Origin of the sequence: Pseudoduganella sp. RAF19 (assembly GCF_052114165.1) — a bacterium.
Classification (GTDB): Bacteria; Pseudomonadota; Gammaproteobacteria; order Burkholderiales; family Burkholderiaceae_D; genus Rugamonas.
Genome location: NZ_JBFREF010000001.1, coordinates 935,627 through 950,426 on the forward strand (window position 1 = coordinate 935,627; position 14,800 = coordinate 950,426).

A 14,800-nucleotide genomic window follows, 5' to 3' on the forward strand; every position below is an offset into this window, starting at 1 on the left:
GAACACCCGATGGGCTTTCGACTAGGAGAATTGGTCGAGCGCCTCGGTGGACAGTTAACGGGCGACCCGAACATCGAAGTGATCGGTATTGCGCCCCTGTCTGACGCCGGCGCTTCTCACATCAGCTTTCTCAGCAACAGTAAATTCCGCGCAGATGCGGGGCAAAGCCACGCCGCTGCCCTGATCCTGAACGCCAATGACGATCCCGAAGTCGCGCAGACTTACCAGGGTGCGCGCATCGTCGTCAAGAACCCTTACGTCTACTTTGCCCGCGCAGCCCAGCTGTTCGAGGCGCAGACCGCCGTGGTGAAGCCGGCCGGCGTGCATCCGACCGCCTGGGTCGACCCAGGCGCCAAGGTGGACCCGACGGCGCACATCGGCCCCAAGGTGGTGGTGGAGGCGGGCGCCGAGATTGGCGCCAATGTGGTGATCGATGCCGGCTGCTACGTGGGACGCGAGGCCCAGATCGGCGAGGGCACGCACCTCTTCGCGAATGTGACCTTCCATGCCAAGTGCATCATCGGCAAGCGCGGCATCCTGCATTCGGGCTGCGTGATCGGCACCGACGGCTTCGGCTTCGCCAATGAGGGCGGCGTCTATGTGCGTATTCCGCAGGTGGGCCGCGTGGTGATGGGCGACGATGTGGATATCGGCGCCAACACCACCGTGGACCGCGGCGCGCTGAGCGACACCATCATCGGCAACGGCGTGAAGCTGGATAACCTGATCCAGATCGCGCATAACTGCGAGATCGGCGACCACACGGCGATGGCGGGTTGCACCGGCGTGGCAGGCAGCGCGAAGATCGGCAAGTATTGCACCTTCGGCGGCGCGGCGATGATCTCCGGCCACCTGAGCATCCCGGATCACACGCACGTCGGTCCGGGTACGCTGATTCCGCGCACGCTCAAGGAGCCGGGCCATTACACCGGCTTCTATCCATTCACCACTCACAGCGAGTGGGAGAAGACCGCCGTCGTCGTACGCAACCTGAACACGATGCGGGAAAAAGTCCGGGATCTGGAAAAAACCATTAAAACGATAACGAAACACGAAGAATCATGACCACTACAGAAAACAAGACGATGGACATCTGCGAGATCAAGGCCTATCTGCCGCACCGCTATCCGCTGCTGCTGGTTGACCGCGTTCTCAGCTACGAAGAAAACAAGTCCATCACCGCGATCAAGAACGTGACCGTGAACGAAGAATTCTTCAACGGCCACTTCCCGCACAAGCCGGTGATGCCCGGCGTGCTGATGATCGAAGCCATGGCGCAAACCGCGGCCCTGCTGTCGTTCAAGAGCATCGGCCTGAAGCCGGACGAGAATTCGGTGGTGTACTTCGTCGGCATCGACAACGCGCGCTTCAAGCGTCCGGTTGGTCCTGGCGACCAGCTGAAGATGGACGTGGAAGTGCTGCGCATGGCGCGCGGCATCTTCAAATACAAGGCCGTCGCTTCGGTCGATGGCCAGGTAGCCGTTGAAGCAGAACTGATGTGCACCATCCGCAGCGCGGCGGATGCCAGCCAGCCGGGCGTTTGATTATGGCGAGTGTTCACCCAACCGCCATCGTCGACCCGAAGGCCGAACTGGCTGCGGGCGTCGAGATTGGCCCGTACTCGGTCATCGGTCCTAACGTTGTCATCGGCGAGAACACCGTCGTCGGTCCGCACGTGGTCATCGAAGGCCATACGACCATCGGCAAGGACAACAAGTTTTTCCAGTTCTCATCCATCGGCGCTGCGCCGCAGGACAAGAAGTGGAACGGCGAGCCGACCCGCCTGGAAATCGGCGACGGCAATACGATCCGCGAATTTTGCACCTTCAATACCGGTACGGTGCAGGACAAGGGTGTAACCAAGCTGGGTAACAACAACTGGATCTCGGCGTACGTGCACCTGGCGCACGACTGCGTGGTGGGCTCCAACACCATCTTCTCCAACAACGCCCAGATCGCGGGCCACGTGGAGATTGGCGACTGGGTCATCATGAGCGGCTTCGCCAACGTGCACCAGTTCTGCAAGATCGGCCCGCACGCCTTCGTCGGCATGAGCACCAGCCTGACCCAGGACGTGCCGCCATTCGTTCTGCTGAACGGTAATCCGGCGGCAGCGCACGGCGTCAACATCGAAGGCCTGAAGCGCCGCGGCTTTACGCGTGAGCAGATCAACGCCATTCGCCAGGCCTACAAGACCCTGTACCGCTCCGGCCTGACGCTGGATGAAGCCAAGGCCGCGATGCTGGCGGACGAGCAGGCCTTGCCTGAGGAAGTCGCCCTGCACGCGCGCGCCATGCGCGAGTTCCTCGATACGGCGACCCGTGGCATCGTCCGCTGACCTGTCGATTGCAGTCGTCGCCGGAGAGCCCTCCGGCGACATGCTGGCAGGCCGGCTCTTGGGCGGCCTGCGTCCGCATCTGCCGGACGCGCGCTTCCACGGCATCGGCGGCCCGGCGATGCAAGCCCACGGCTTCGAATCGCACTGGCCAATGGACAAGCTCACCGTACGTGGGCTGTTCGAAATCATCCCCCGTTACCGCGAACTGAAGGGCATCCAGAACCAGCTGCGCGACCAGTTGCTGGCGGACCGTCCTGCCTGTTTCATTGGCGCCGACTACCCTGGCTTCAACCTCGGCCTGGAAGCGCAGCTGCGCGATGCGGGCATTCCGACCGTGCATTACATCGGCCCGCAGATCTGGGCCTGGCGCGGTGGACGCATCAAGAAAATCATCCGTTCTGTTTCGCATATGCTGGTGATCTTTCCGTTCGAGGAAGAGATCTACAAGCAGGCCGGCGTGCCGGTCACCTATGTCGGCCATCCGCTGGCGGAAGTGATTCCTGTGGTGCCGGATGAAGCGGCCGCGCGTCGCCAGCTGAACATTCCGGAAGACGCCAATGTGGTGTGCGTGATGCCCGGCAGCCGCATGGGCGAGATCAAATACAATGCGGCAGCCTTTGTCGGCGCCTGCAAGCTGCTGAAGCAGCGCGACCGCTCGCTGCGCTTCATCGCGCCGATGGCGAGCGACAAGCTGCGCCAATACTTCCTGGAAGTGGTGGCGCAGGCAGGCCTGCAGGACGTGGAAATCACGCTGCTGGACGGCCAGTCGCACACCGCGATCTGCGCCGCCGACGCCGTGCTGGTGGCGTCCGGCACCGCCTCGCTGGAAGTGGCGCTGTTCAAAAAGCCGATGGTGATTGCATACAAAATCATGGCGGCGTCCTATCATGTGATGAAGCACATGGGTTATCAGCCGTGGATTGGCCTGCCGAATATCCTGTCGCGCGAATTCGTGGTGCCGGAGCTGATCCAGCATGCAGCCACGCCGGAAGCGCTGGCCGACGCCATGTGGCAGCAGCTGACCGATGCGCCGCACCGGCTGCAGCTGGCGCAGCGCTTCACGGACATGCATTACAGCCTGCTGCGCAATAGCGCGCAAGAGGGCGCGGCGGCAGTATTGAAAGTGATCGGACAATGAGCGACACCCAACCCGACCTGTTTGGCGACCTGCCGTACTCGCTGGAGGAGATCATCTGCGGCGTGGACGAGGCAGGGCGTGGCCCGCTGGCCGGTCCCGTGTACGCGGCTGCTGTGATTCTGCATCGCGAGCGTCCCATCGAAGGGCTGCGCGATTCGAAAAAGCTGACGGAGCTGAAGCGCGAGGAGCTAGCGCCGCTGATCAAGAATCAGTGCATTGCCTGGGCCATCGCCAAGGCATCCGAGGCCGAGATTGACCGCCTGAACATACTGCAGGCAAGCATGCTGGCCATGAAGCGGGCCGTGTATGCGCTGTCCACCGTGCCGACCTTGGCCCTCATCGATGGCAACAAATGTCCGGTGATGAAGATCCAGACCATCGCTATTGTCGATGGCGACGACAAGATTGAATCCATTTCGGCCGCGTCCATCCTCGCCAAGACGGCGCGCGATGAAGCGCTGCTGAAGCTGCACAAGAAATATCCGCAATACGGTTTCGACCAGCACAAAGGCTACGGCACCGCGCTGCACCTGGAACGCCTGCGCGAGCACGGCCCGTCGCCGGTGCACCGCCGCTCCTTTGCGCCCGTGCGCGAACTGCTGGAGCGGGATGCCTTCCTATGAAACACATCACCTCGCGCGACAACGCGCAGTACAAGGACCTCAAACACCTCGCCACCAGCTCGCAGGCGCGCCGCAAGGCAGGCCGCACCCTGCTGGATGGGGTGCATCTGTGTGAGGTGTGGCTGGAGCTGCGTGGCCATCCGGAGCAATGCATCGTCAGCGAATCGGCGCTGCACAACGCAGAAGTGGCCGACATCGTTGGCCGCCTGGAATCCGAACATGCGCATGTGCTTGGGCTGCCGGACGCGCTGTACAACGCCCTGAGCCAGGTGGAACACGGCGTCGGCGTGATGTTCCTGGTGGAGACGCCGCAGAAGGCCATTCCATCCGCGCTGACCGTGAACGCCGTCCTGCTCGACAATGTGCAGGACCCTGGTAACGTCGGCACCATCCTGCGCAGCGCGGCGGCGGCGGGCATCAAGGAAGTGTATTGCGGTCCCGGTACGGCGTTCTGCTGGTCGCCGAAGGTGCTGCGCGCGGCGATGGGCGCCCACTTCGTGCTCGATATTCACGAAAATGTGGAGCTGGCACCACTAGTCGCCAGCGCCAAAATCGCCACCATGGCAACCAGCGGTTACGCAGCCGAGCGCCTGTACGACTTGAACCTGAAACAGCCCGTGGCCTGGATTCTCGGCCACGAAGGGCAGGGCGTGTCGGATGAATTGCTCTCTTCGGCGAAACACAAAGTCGTCATTCCCCACCTCGGCAAAGTCGAATCCCTGAATGTTGCCGCTTGTGCAACTGTATGTTTTTTTGAACAAGTAAGGCAAAATACGGCTTGACGCATCATTCGGAGTACAAGCCATGGACATCGCCAGTTTGCATTTCTTAGTCGCGGAGGGGGAGCCAGTCCAGCGCGAGCTGATGGTCGGCATGCTGCGCCATATGGACGCGCAGCAGGTCACCCCGGTCGCCGACGGACCAAGCGCCTTGCGGCTGCTAGAGAATGGCGTTAGCGCTCCCATCAGCATTGTCCTCATGGACCTGAGCCTGCCCGGCATGGACGGCCTGGAGCTGATCCGTCGCATGGGCGAGTTGCATCACGCCGCGGGCCTGATCGTGGTCGGGACCCAGACTGGCGACGTGCTGTTTTCGGTCGAAACCATGGCTAGCGCTTACGGCGTGAACATGCTGGGCACCACAGGGCGTCCACTGAGCGCAGCCAAGCTTGAATCCCTGATCGACAATTACGCGCCGCCGGCGCCGGCGCCGGCCGAACCGTTCCCGCCGGAGTTCAGCTTCGCGGAAGTGGCGCGCGGCTTGCAGGCTGGCGAATTCGATCCCTTCTTTCAGCCCAAGATCGAGCTGGAAACCGGCCAGCTGAAAGGCCTGGAGATGTTCGCGCGCTGGCGCCATCCCCAGCATGGCGTGCTGGGACCGCAAGCTTTCGTGCCTGTGCTGGAAAAGGCCAACCGCATCGGTTTCCTGGACTGGCACATGATCGAGAAGTCGGTTGCGGCCTGCCGCTGGCTGCACGACAAGGGCATTCCGATTTCGTTCTCGGTCAACGTCGACCCGGCAACTCTGTCGCATCCGCAGTTCATCCCGCAAGTGAAGGCTTGCCTGGAGCGCCATCGCATCCTGGCGGATTACATCACCTTCGAAATTACCGAGTCGGCCGTGCTGACAGCCATTCCGCACTTCCTCGAGCGCCTGCTGCGCCTGCGCATGATGGGCTTTGGTCTGGCCGTGGACGATTACGGGACGGGCCGCTCGAACCTGCAGCTGTTGGCGGCGATTCCATTCTCGGAACTGAAGATCGATCCGAGCTTTGTGGATGGCGCGTCGAAGAAGCGCGCATTGAGCACGGTGCTCAAGTCTTATCTGGGCCTGGCGCGCAGCCTGGATCGCCGTTCGACGGCGGTGGGTGTGGAAACCAAGCAGGATTGGGACTTCCTGCAAGGCCTGGGCTGCACCTACGCCCAGGGCTATTACATCGCCAGCGCGATGCCAGTGGATGAGATTCCCAACTGGCTGAACGAGTGGCGCCACTTCTTTTAAAACCCACGGCGTGAACCTGGTGGCTGCCACGATGTGGCAGCCACCTGCTTTGACGGTTTAGTACTGCGAGCGGTTGGGACGGATTTCCTGCAGAATCGTGGTGGAGATTTCCTCGATCGACTTGGTGGTCGAAGACAGCCAGCGAATCCCTTCGCGCCGCATCATCGCCTCCGCCTCATTCACCTCGTAGCGGCAGTTCTCGATCGACGCATACTTGCTGCCCGCGCGCCGCTCATTGCGGATCTCCGACAAGCGATGCGGTTCAATACTCAATCCAAAAATCTTTGATTTGAACGGATACAGCGCCGATGGCAGCTTGCCGCGTTCGAAATCGTCCGGAATCAGCGGATAGTTGGCCGCCTTGATCCCGTACTGCATCGCCAGGTACAGCGAAGTCGGCGTCTTGCCCGAGCGCGAAACGCCCACCAGGATCACATCCGCCGAGGACAGGTTCTTGTTGGACTGCCCGTCATCGTGGGCCAGCGAGAAGTTGATGGCTTCGATGCGGTTCTTGTATTCCTCGCTATCGACGATATTGTGCGAGCGGCCCACGGTGTGGGTCGACTTCACGCACAGCTCCTGCTCCAGCGGCACCACGAAGGTCTGGAACAAGTCCATGTGCATGGCGTTGGCGCGGTGGATGATGGCCGACAGCTCGGTCTTCACCAGCGTCGAAAACAGGATAGGACGTGCACCATCTTCGGTCGCCACCTCATTGATCTTGCGCACCGCGTCATAAGCCTTGTCCTCGTTGTCGATGAACGGCAGGCGGAACTGGCGGAACTTCATGTCGAACTGGGTCAGCACCGAATGGCCGAAAGTCTCAGCGGTAATGCCGGTGCCATCGGACACAAAAAACACGGTACGGGCGCAGGTAGTCGGAGTGGGGCGTTGCTCTTCTGTCATCAGAACGGTCGTTTCAGGTTTGCGAATCGTCAATTTGCTCTACAGGCTGTAAAATGCTTGCCAACGGTAAGATTGTGCTGCACGGCGCTAAGAATGACAAGAATGAATGCCGGCATGCCTGCGTAAAGATTTCTATCATCAAAAAGGTGTTTTTATGTCCAACGCAGCATTGAAGGAGCAGAACAGCGAGGCCGTTTACGTGGCTTCGTTCGAAAACTTGCGAATGACGGATGTCGAATCTGTCGGCGGCAAGAACGCATCGCTGGGTGAAATGATTTCCCAGCTGGCCGGCGCCGGCGTGCGCGTGCCTGGTGGTTTCGCCACCACCGCACAAGCATTCCGCGATTTCCTGTCGCACGCGGAAGCGGGTGGCAAGTCGCTGGCCGACCGTATCGCGGCACGACTGGAAGGCCTGGACATCGACGATGTCCGTTCTCTGGCCGCTGCCGGCGCAGAAATCCGCCAGTGGATCGTGGACACCCCATTCCAGCCGCGCCTGGAGTCCGAGATCCGCGCTTTCTACGACCGTCTGGTCGCTGACTCCACCTCCGAAGTATCGTTCGCCGTGCGTTCCTCCGCCACCGCGGAAGACCTGCCTGACGCTTCGTTCGCAGGCCAGCAGGAAACCTTCTTGAACGTGGTCGGCATCGACAACGTGCTGGACGCAATGAAGCACGTCTTCGCCTCCCTTTACAACGACCGCGCAATTTCCTACCGCGTGCACAAAGGTTTCACCCACGCTGAAGTGGCGCTGTCCGCCGGCGTGCAGCGCATGGTGCGTTCCGACGTGGGCGCGGCAGGCGTGATGTTCACCATTGATACCGAATCCGGTTTCAAGGACGTGGTCTTCATCACCTCCAGCTACGGCCTCGGTGAAACCGTGGTGCAGGGCGCCGTGAATCCGGACGAGTTCTACGTCCACAAGCCAATGCTGGAGCAGGGCAAGTCGCCTGTGATCCGCCGCAATATCGGCTCCAAACTGATCAAGATGGAATTCACCAACGAAGCCAAGGCTGGCCGTTCCGTGAAGACTGTTGATGTACCGATCGAACTGCGCAACCGCTACTCCCTGACCGACGCGGAAATCGTTGAACTGGCCAAGTACGCCGTGATCATCGAAAAGCACTACCAGCGTCCAATGGACATCGAGTGGGGTAAGGACGGCCGTGACGGCAAGCTGTACATCCTGCAGGCACGTCCTGAAACCGTGAAGTCGCAGCAGAAGAGCCACGAAGCGCAGCAGCGCTTCAAGCTGAAGTCCACCGGCACCGTGCTGACTTCCGGCCGCGCCATCGGCCAGAAGATCGGCGCCGGTCCTGTGCGCGTGATCCACGATCCAAGCGAAATGGAACGCGTGCAGCCGGGCGACGTGCTGGTTGCCGACATGACCGATCCGAACTGGGAACCGGTGATGAAGCGCGCATCCGCCATCGTGACCAACCGCGGCGGCCGTACCTGCCACGCGGCGATCATCGCCCGTGAACTGGGTGTTCCGGCGGTTGTGGGTTGCGGCGATGCGACCGACATCCTGAAGGACGGCACTTTTGTGACCGTGTCCTGCGCTGAAGGCGACGAAGGCAAGATCTACGACGGCCTGCTGGAAACCGAAGTGACCGACGTGGTGCGCGGCGAGCTGCCGGAGATCAAGACCAAGATCATGCTGAACGTGGGTAACCCGCAGCTGGCCTTCGACTTCCAGTCCGTGCCGAACGCCGGTGTGGGCCTGGCCCGCCTGGAGTTCATCATCAATAACAATATTGGCGTGCACCCGAAGGCGATCCTGGAATACCCGAACATCGACGCGGACCTGAAAAAGGCCGTGGAATCGGTAGCGCGCGGCCACGCTTCGCCGAAGCAGTTCTACATCGACAAGCTGGCTGAAGGCGTGGCGACCATCGCTGCTGCGTTCTGGCCGAAGAAGGTGATTGTGCGCCTGTCCGACTTCAAGTCGAACGAGTACAAGAAGCTGATCGGCGGTTCGCGCTACGAGCCGGATGAAGAGAACCCGATGCTGGGCTTCCGCGGCGCCGCGCGCTACCTGTCCGAAGATTTTGCACAAGCCTTCGAGATGGAGTGCATCGCCATGAAGCGTGTGCGTGAAGAGATGGGTCTGACCAACGTCGAAATCATGGTGCCGTTCGTGCGTACCCTGGGCCAGGCCGAGAAGGTGGTGAACCTGCTCGCCAAGAATGGCCTGAAGCGCGGCGAAAACGGCCTGCGCCTGATCATGATGTGCGAAGTGCCTTCCAATGCGGTGCTGGCGGAGCAGTTCCTGCAGTTCTTCGACGGCTTCTCCATCGGTTCCAACGACCTGACCCAGCTGACCCTGGGCCTGGACCGCGATTCCGGCATGGAGCTGCTGGCTGCCGACTTCGACGAGCGCGATCCTGCCGTGCAGGCGCTGCTGGCGATGGCGATCCAGTCCTGCCGCAAGCTGGGCAAGTACATCGGCATCTGCGGCCAGGGTCCTTCCGATCATCCGGAACTGGCTGTGTGGCTGATGCAGCAGGGTATCGAGACGATGTCCCTGAATCCGGACTCGGTGATCGACACTTGGCAGAAACTGGCAGAAATGCAACAATAAAGTAACGACAAGCCTCGTTGCTTAAGAAACCCCCGTGGCCTGCCGGTCGCGGGGGTTTTTATTTACGAGAACCCAAAACGAAGGTGGCTGCCACGGTGTGGCAGCCACCAGGTCTTGGCCGTGGGTTTTAAAGGAGATACCGACATGGCAGATTGGATAATGTGGCTGATCGGCGCGGGCGTGCTGGTCATCCTGGAGCTGTTCTCCGGCACCTTCTACCTGCTGATGATCGCTATCGGCATGGGCGCCGGCGCGCTGACTGCGTTGGCCCGCATCGACATGCCCGGCCAGACGCTGGTTGCGGCCCTGGTTGGCGTGATTGCGACCCTGCTGCTGCGCCGCAGCCGCTTCGGTAAAACCGTGCGGCCCGACGCGGCCAGCGACCCAAACGTGAACATCGACATCGGCCAAAGCGTCCACGTGCCCGCGTGGCAGGATCGTGCAGCGCGTGTGATGTACCGCGGCGCGATGTGGGACGTTGAACTCGCACCGGGCGAAGCGCCCGAGCCGGGCACCTTCCGTATCCGCGAAATTCGCGGCAGCCGCCTTATAGTAGGCGCTTAGTAGGCGTTAATTCAGGAGATCTCATGGAAATCACCGTCGGCACCGTCACGCTGGTTCTGTTCATCGTTGCGCTAGTCTTCGTCTTCAAGACCATCAATGTCGTCCCGCAGCAGCACGCCTGGGTGGTCGAGCGGCTCGGCAAATACCACGCCACGCTGGGGCCGGGTCTGAACATTGTCGTGCCCTTCATTGACCGCATCGCCTACAAGCACATTCTGAAGGAGATCCCGCTGGATGTGCCTTCGCAGGTTTGCATCACCAAGGACAACACGCAGCTCCAGGTGGACGGCATCATCTACTTCCAGGTGACGGACCCGATGCGCGCGTCCTACGGCTCGTCCAATTACATCGCCGCGATTACGCAGCTGGCGCAGACCACGCTGCGTTCCGTGATCGGCCGCATGGAGCTGGACAAGACCTTCGAAGAACGCGATCACATCAACACGACTGTAGTCAACGCCATCGACGAATCGGCCGCCAACTGGGGGGTAAAAGTGCTGCGCTACGAGATCAAAGACCTGACGCCGCCGCAGGAAATCCTGCACGCGATGCAGGCGCAGATCACGGCGGAACGCGGCAAGCGCGCGCTGATCGCTGCGTCCGAAGGCCGCAAGCAGGAGCAGATCAATATCGCCACTGGTGAGCGGGAAGCCGCCATCGCGCGCTCGGAGGGCGACAAGCAGGCCGCCATCAATCGCGCGCAGGGCGAGGCGGCGGCGATCCTCGCAATTGCCGAAGCGACGGCTGGCGCCTTGAAACAGGTCGGCAACGCGATTCAGTCGCCGGGCGGCGAGGAAGCCATGAACCTGAAAGTGGCCGAACAGTACGTGGGCGCATTTGCGAGTCTCGCGAAGACCAACAACTCGCTGATCGTTCCCGCCAACCTGGGGGACATGAGCGGCTTGATTGCGACGGCGCTGCAAGTCGTCAAGACGCAGAAGTGAGTACAATGCGTTCCAATTGAATTGGAGGCTGATGTGGGAACTTGGGCTGTAGGACCGTTCGGCAATGACTTCGCGCAGGATTGGGCGGAGGATTTGCAGGAATCGAAGGATTTGTATTTCATCGAAGAGACCCTGAACAATGTGCTTCAGGCCGAGACCACCGAATATCTCGAAGCGCCATATGGCGCCGAGGCTTTGGCTGCGGTCGAAACGCTGTCCCGCCTGCAGGGACGAGGCGGCGCGTCCGACGAGGATTCCGCTGCTGTCGATGAGTGGGTCGCTTCGGTGCTGCCGAAGTTCAAGCCCCGCCCGGATCTCGCCGACAAGGCTTGCCGCGCGCTGGCGCTGGTGTTGGCCGAAAGCTCCGAACTGCGCGAGCTGTGGCAAGACAGCGAGCATTACGATGAATGGCAAGCGTGCGTGCAGGAGCTGAGCAAAAGGATGTCCGCATGACCGAGCGCCATCAAATCGCCGCACTCGCCGCCGCATTAATTGTCACCAGCACGGCCACCGCGACCGCCACGGCCACTGCCACCACCACCACCACCACCGCCACGGCCACCGCCACCGCCACCGCCGCAGCCGCAGCCGCAGCCACCGCCACCGCCACCGCCACCGCCACCGCCGCAGCCACCGCCGCCGCAGGCCCGTCCTTAGCTGCCACCGCCACCTCCACCGCAGGCCCGTCGTCAGCCGCCAGCCCCAGCGCGAACGCATCCGGTGCAGCGGATATCGTCGCCGCATCCGGCGTGCCGGCCATCGCTGCCGCTGGCGCGAGCTCGCTGCCGAGCGCCGCGTCGGGTGAGGCCGCTCCTGCTGGCGCTGGGCAAGCTGCGGCATCGGGCGAAGCGGACGTCCTGGCGCGCCTGACGCAAATGCGCGCCATGCAGGCGCCTGCAAACGCTGTCGCAGCGCGCGAGCAAAATCACACGCTGGACAACGCCTGGCGCTTCTTCGGTGACAACAAGCCGACGGCGCTGCACGTGCTGCGCCGCGAGCTGGCGGCCGAATTGCGCAAGCCTCAGCCAAACCAGCTAATCCTGCTCGATATCGGATTCTTCCTCGCCCGCCTCGGCGAGCCGGGCGACAAGGCCCTGAGCATGCAAGCGTTGCGCACCATCGACGCCGATGCGCCGCTGATCAAGGCCAGCTCCGAGCAGCTGTTCCGCTTTGCCCATCTGACCGCCGCAGATCACGACGAGCGCCTGTTTCCTTTGCTGGACAAGGCTTTCTTGCACGGCAAGGTAACCGTCTTCGTGCCGCAGCACGGATTCACAGTGGATGAAGCCACGACCGCTGCTCTTATCTACGGCCAGTATGGAGCTAAAGGCGAAGCGCATCTGCGCGGCCTGCTCGGTGACAGCACCATCCGCAACAAAGTTCTGGAAGTGCTGATCGCCATTGGCTCACCGGACAGCGTGCCCGCAGTAGCAGCCTTGCTGCAAAGCGAAGATCCGGACACCTTCGTGCGTGCCGTCACCTTCCTGGCCCGCACCGGAGGCCCGCAAGGCCGCGATGCGCTGACCGCGTTCGATGCTAAAGCCCTGCAAGGCAAATCGCGCGAATACTTTGCGCAAGTCAGTCCGCGCCTGAAAGGTCTGGTCTTCGAATCCATGCGTGGTGAGCGCAGCGAGCAGCCGATCAGCGATGAGGAAGTGCGCCGCCGGCTGGAGTCGCTCTATGAACGCTATGGTGAGCACGAGGATTTGCAGGCATCCGACATTCTCTATTCAACGCTGCCGAAGCAATTCCTGATCGACCAGCTCACGCGCATCCGCGAGCGCACGCTGCTGCGCGTGTCCGACGAAGCGCTGGCCGATCTGGAGATGACGAACACGGTGCTGAACACCCTGCGCTACCGCCCCGACTAAGGCGTCATTCGCGGGTGAAGCTACCGGCCTTGCGCGCAGCATCGGCCATTGCCTGCAATGGCGCGGCGGCCAAGCCGGCGCGGCGGGCGAAGTCTGTGACGCTGCTGAAGTAGCCATCTTTGTCACGGCTCGCCAGCGCGCGGTCGGCCGCAGCGGCGCTGATGCCCGGCAGTGCCAGCAACTGTTCCCGTTCGGCGGTGTTCAGATTGACGGTGCGCGCCCTGGTGCCGCCAGCAGGGCCGCCTGCAACCCCAGGGGCTGGCGCTCCGGCAGCACCGCGCGCCGCAACCGGCAGCAGCCACAGCGCTGGGCCGACGCGGGACGCGAGCTTGTCGGGATGCGCCTGAACATCCTCAACTTCCGCGGCCATCGCCTTGCGTGCTTCCTTCAATTGAGGCACGAATGCATCGCCATCGGCAAAGCGCCCCGCCTGCGCGACGCGCTCGGCCTGTGCCGCCAAGGCAGGTGAGGTGAGGGCGCCATAACTTGTTTCGACCAGGACCTTCACGAAGCGCTTGCCATCGTCCGGAGACTGCTTGACCATGATTTGCGCCACGACCGGCATCAGGGCAGTGTCCACGGTCGGATGCTGCGCGCCTAGCGTGGAGAAGGCGCGGAATATCGGCTCGTAGCGTGTGCGCAGCGCGGCTGCGCCGCCTTCGCCGGGCGCCAGCTGGCGGAAGAAGAAGGTCGCCAGCATTCCTTCGGACGCTAGCATCTGCGCTGGGTTCTTCAGGCGCGAGCGGTCGAACATCGCGCTCAGTTCGCGCCGCTCGACGGCATCGCCAGCGCCCGGCATGGTGACCGTGCGATGCGCGAACAGATTCTCGCGAACGCCTTCTACGCGATAGTGGCGGTCCACATGATGCATCCAGAACGGTACATAAGCCTTGAACTCAACGCCCTGATCCTGCGCGCGCAGGCGCTCGTTGCGCGTGAAGCGCCGCGCCAGCGCCTGGAAGTGCGTGGCCCAGCCTTCGTCGAACGCCGTCTGCTGGTCGGTGATGCTGAAACTGTGATGCGGTGTGCGCGACTGGCCGGCAGGCAGATCGCCGATCAGGCGGCGCAGAAAAACGTGTCCCAGTTCATGCGCGAAGATCTCTTCGAAGCTGCCATCTGCCACCGAGTCCGCATCGACCACCAGATCGACATACGGCTCGCTGACCCAGCGGGTGCCGGATGGCTCCTGCAGCCAGAAGCCCTGACGCGGAAAGCCACCTTCCTCAAGGGACATCAAAAGCCAGGTGCTCTTTCCGCTACCGGAGAGCTGCATCGCCAGATCGTCCAGCGCCAGCATTTGCGCAGTGAAGCCATCGGATGCCTCTTTCTGCAAGGCGTCGTACAGCGCCCCACTGGTAACGCGCGATACGACCGGCGCTTCGCCTTTGCCATCCGGCGCAGGCTTCGACAGTGGCGCATTATCGGCCAAAACAGGTGCAAGAACGGCCAGTTCTCCAGCCGGCGCGTACGCGGCTGCACAGGCCAGCGCGCAGCCGGCCAAAAAATGTCCCCAGTTCTTCATTATTTCTCCTTTTGCGGCATACTATCGCGGTTTTCCTGACCAAAGTATGGAGAAAATGTATGTTGCAAATGCGTCCAGGTTGCGAATGCTGCGACCGTGATTTGCCCCCTGATTCGAAGGATGCCCGTATCTGCTCCTTTGAATGCACATTCTGCGCCGACTGCGTGGACAATAAGCTGAAAGGCGTTTGCCCCAACTGTGGCGGCAGTTTTGCGCCTCGCCCAACGCGCGCCGCCCACAAACTCGCCAACAATCCGGCGTCGACTACCCGCGTCTTCAAACCGGAGGGCTGCGCAACCGCAGCGTGAC

15 protein-coding genes are annotated in these 14,800 nt (G+C 62.0%); 13 read left to right on the forward strand and 2 right to left on the reverse strand.

Annotated elements, in window-relative coordinates; translation table 11 throughout:
- Nucleotides 1-9 precede the first annotated feature (9 nt).
- Genes lpxD through AB4Z19_RS04455 form a run of 7 tightly spaced genes read left to right on the forward strand, consistent with a single transcriptional unit; the run spans nucleotide 10 to nucleotide 6,100 of the window.
- Entirely contained in the window at nucleotides 10-1,065 is a 1,056-nt protein-coding gene (gene lpxD / locus AB4Z19_RS04425; RefSeq protein WP_442025629.1) for a UDP-3-O-(3-hydroxymyristoyl)glucosamine N-acyltransferase, read from the forward strand.
- The gene (fabZ, locus tag AB4Z19_RS04430) at nucleotides 1,062-1,544 is read left to right on the forward strand and encodes a 3-hydroxyacyl-ACP dehydratase FabZ (RefSeq protein WP_442025630.1); all 483 of its coding nucleotides are present in this window, start codon (nucleotides 1,062-1,064) and stop codon (nucleotides 1,542-1,544) included. The genes lpxD and fabZ overlap by 4 nt, the downstream gene beginning before the upstream one ends.
- Nucleotides 1,545-1,546: 2 nt before the next feature.
- Nucleotides 1,547-2,338: an acyl-ACP--UDP-N-acetylglucosamine O-acyltransferase gene (lpxA, locus tag AB4Z19_RS04435; RefSeq protein WP_442025631.1), complete on the forward strand. Its 792-nt coding sequence runs from the start codon at nucleotides 1,547-1,549 to the stop codon at nucleotides 2,336-2,338.
- Nucleotides 2,322-3,476, forward strand: coding sequence for a lipid-A-disaccharide synthase (gene lpxB, locus AB4Z19_RS04440; protein ID WP_442025632.1), 1,155 nt, complete (start codon nucleotides 2,322-2,324; stop codon nucleotides 3,474-3,476). Before lpxA ends, lpxB begins: the two co-directional genes overlap by 17 nt.
- On the forward strand, nucleotides 3,473-4,099 hold the full coding sequence (rnhB, locus tag AB4Z19_RS04445) for a ribonuclease HII (protein WP_442025633.1): 627 nt from the start codon (nucleotides 3,473-3,475) through the stop codon (nucleotides 4,097-4,099). Before lpxB ends, rnhB begins: the two co-directional genes overlap by 4 nt.
- Nucleotides 4,096-4,881 (forward strand): TrmH family RNA methyltransferase, encoded by a 786-nt coding sequence (locus AB4Z19_RS04450; protein WP_442025634.1) that lies wholly within the window; start codon nucleotides 4,096-4,098, stop codon nucleotides 4,879-4,881. Before rnhB ends, AB4Z19_RS04450 begins: the two co-directional genes overlap by 4 nt.
- A 22-nt stretch (nucleotides 4,882-4,903) precedes the next feature.
- The gene (locus AB4Z19_RS04455) at nucleotides 4,904-6,100 is read left to right on the forward strand and encodes an EAL domain-containing response regulator (protein ID WP_442034398.1); all 1,197 of its coding nucleotides are present in this window, start codon (nucleotides 4,904-4,906) and stop codon (nucleotides 6,098-6,100) included.
- A gap of 57 nt (nucleotides 6,101-6,157) precedes the next feature.
- Here the strand turns inward: AB4Z19_RS04455 and ppsR are convergent, their stop codons facing one another.
- Complete coding sequence (gene ppsR, locus AB4Z19_RS04460; RefSeq protein WP_442034400.1) at nucleotides 6,158-7,006, reverse strand: posphoenolpyruvate synthetase regulatory kinase/phosphorylase PpsR; 849 nt, start codon at nucleotides 7,004-7,006, stop codon at nucleotides 6,158-6,160.
- A 223-nt stretch (nucleotides 7,007-7,229) separates the two neighbouring features.
- On the opposite strand from ppsR, the gene ppsA reads away from it, so the two are divergent.
- From ppsA to AB4Z19_RS04485, 5 genes are all read left to right on the forward strand, one after another.
- Nucleotides 7,230-9,590 (forward strand): phosphoenolpyruvate synthase, encoded by a 2,361-nt coding sequence (ppsA, locus tag AB4Z19_RS04465; RefSeq protein WP_442024569.1) that lies wholly within the window; start codon nucleotides 7,230-7,232, stop codon nucleotides 9,588-9,590.
- Nucleotides 9,591-9,734: 144 nt separating this feature from the next.
- The gene (locus AB4Z19_RS04470) at nucleotides 9,735-10,154 is read left to right on the forward strand and encodes an NfeD family protein (RefSeq protein ID WP_442024563.1); all 420 of its coding nucleotides are present in this window, start codon (nucleotides 9,735-9,737) and stop codon (nucleotides 10,152-10,154) included.
- A gap of 23 nt (nucleotides 10,155-10,177) precedes the next feature.
- The gene (locus AB4Z19_RS04475; RefSeq protein ID WP_442024561.1) at nucleotides 10,178-11,098 is read left to right on the forward strand and encodes an SPFH domain-containing protein; all 921 of its coding nucleotides are present in this window, start codon (nucleotides 10,178-10,180) and stop codon (nucleotides 11,096-11,098) included.
- A gap of 33 nt (nucleotides 11,099-11,131) precedes the next feature.
- Entirely contained in the window at nucleotides 11,132-11,551 is a 420-nt protein-coding gene (locus tag AB4Z19_RS04480; RefSeq protein ID WP_442024559.1) for a DUF4259 domain-containing protein, read from the forward strand.
- Nucleotides 11,548-12,969, forward strand: coding sequence for a HEAT repeat domain-containing protein (locus AB4Z19_RS04485; RefSeq protein ID WP_442034402.1), 1,422 nt, complete (start codon nucleotides 11,548-11,550; stop codon nucleotides 12,967-12,969). The genes AB4Z19_RS04480 and AB4Z19_RS04485 overlap by 4 nt, the downstream gene beginning before the upstream one ends.
- Before the next feature lie 4 nt (nucleotides 12,970-12,973).
- On the opposite strand, the gene AB4Z19_RS04490 is transcribed toward AB4Z19_RS04485, so the two are convergent.
- Nucleotides 12,974-14,491: a helix-hairpin-helix domain-containing protein gene (locus AB4Z19_RS04490; RefSeq protein ID WP_442034404.1), complete on the reverse strand. Its 1,518-nt coding sequence runs from the start codon at nucleotides 14,489-14,491 to the stop codon at nucleotides 12,974-12,976.
- A 59-nt stretch (nucleotides 14,492-14,550) separates the two neighbouring features.
- On the opposite strand from AB4Z19_RS04490, the gene AB4Z19_RS04495 reads away from it, so the two are divergent.
- The gene (locus AB4Z19_RS04495; protein ID WP_442024553.1) at nucleotides 14,551-14,799 is read left to right on the forward strand and encodes a DUF1272 domain-containing protein; all 249 of its coding nucleotides are present in this window, start codon (nucleotides 14,551-14,553) and stop codon (nucleotides 14,797-14,799) included.
- Nucleotide 14,800: the final 1 nt, after the last annotated feature.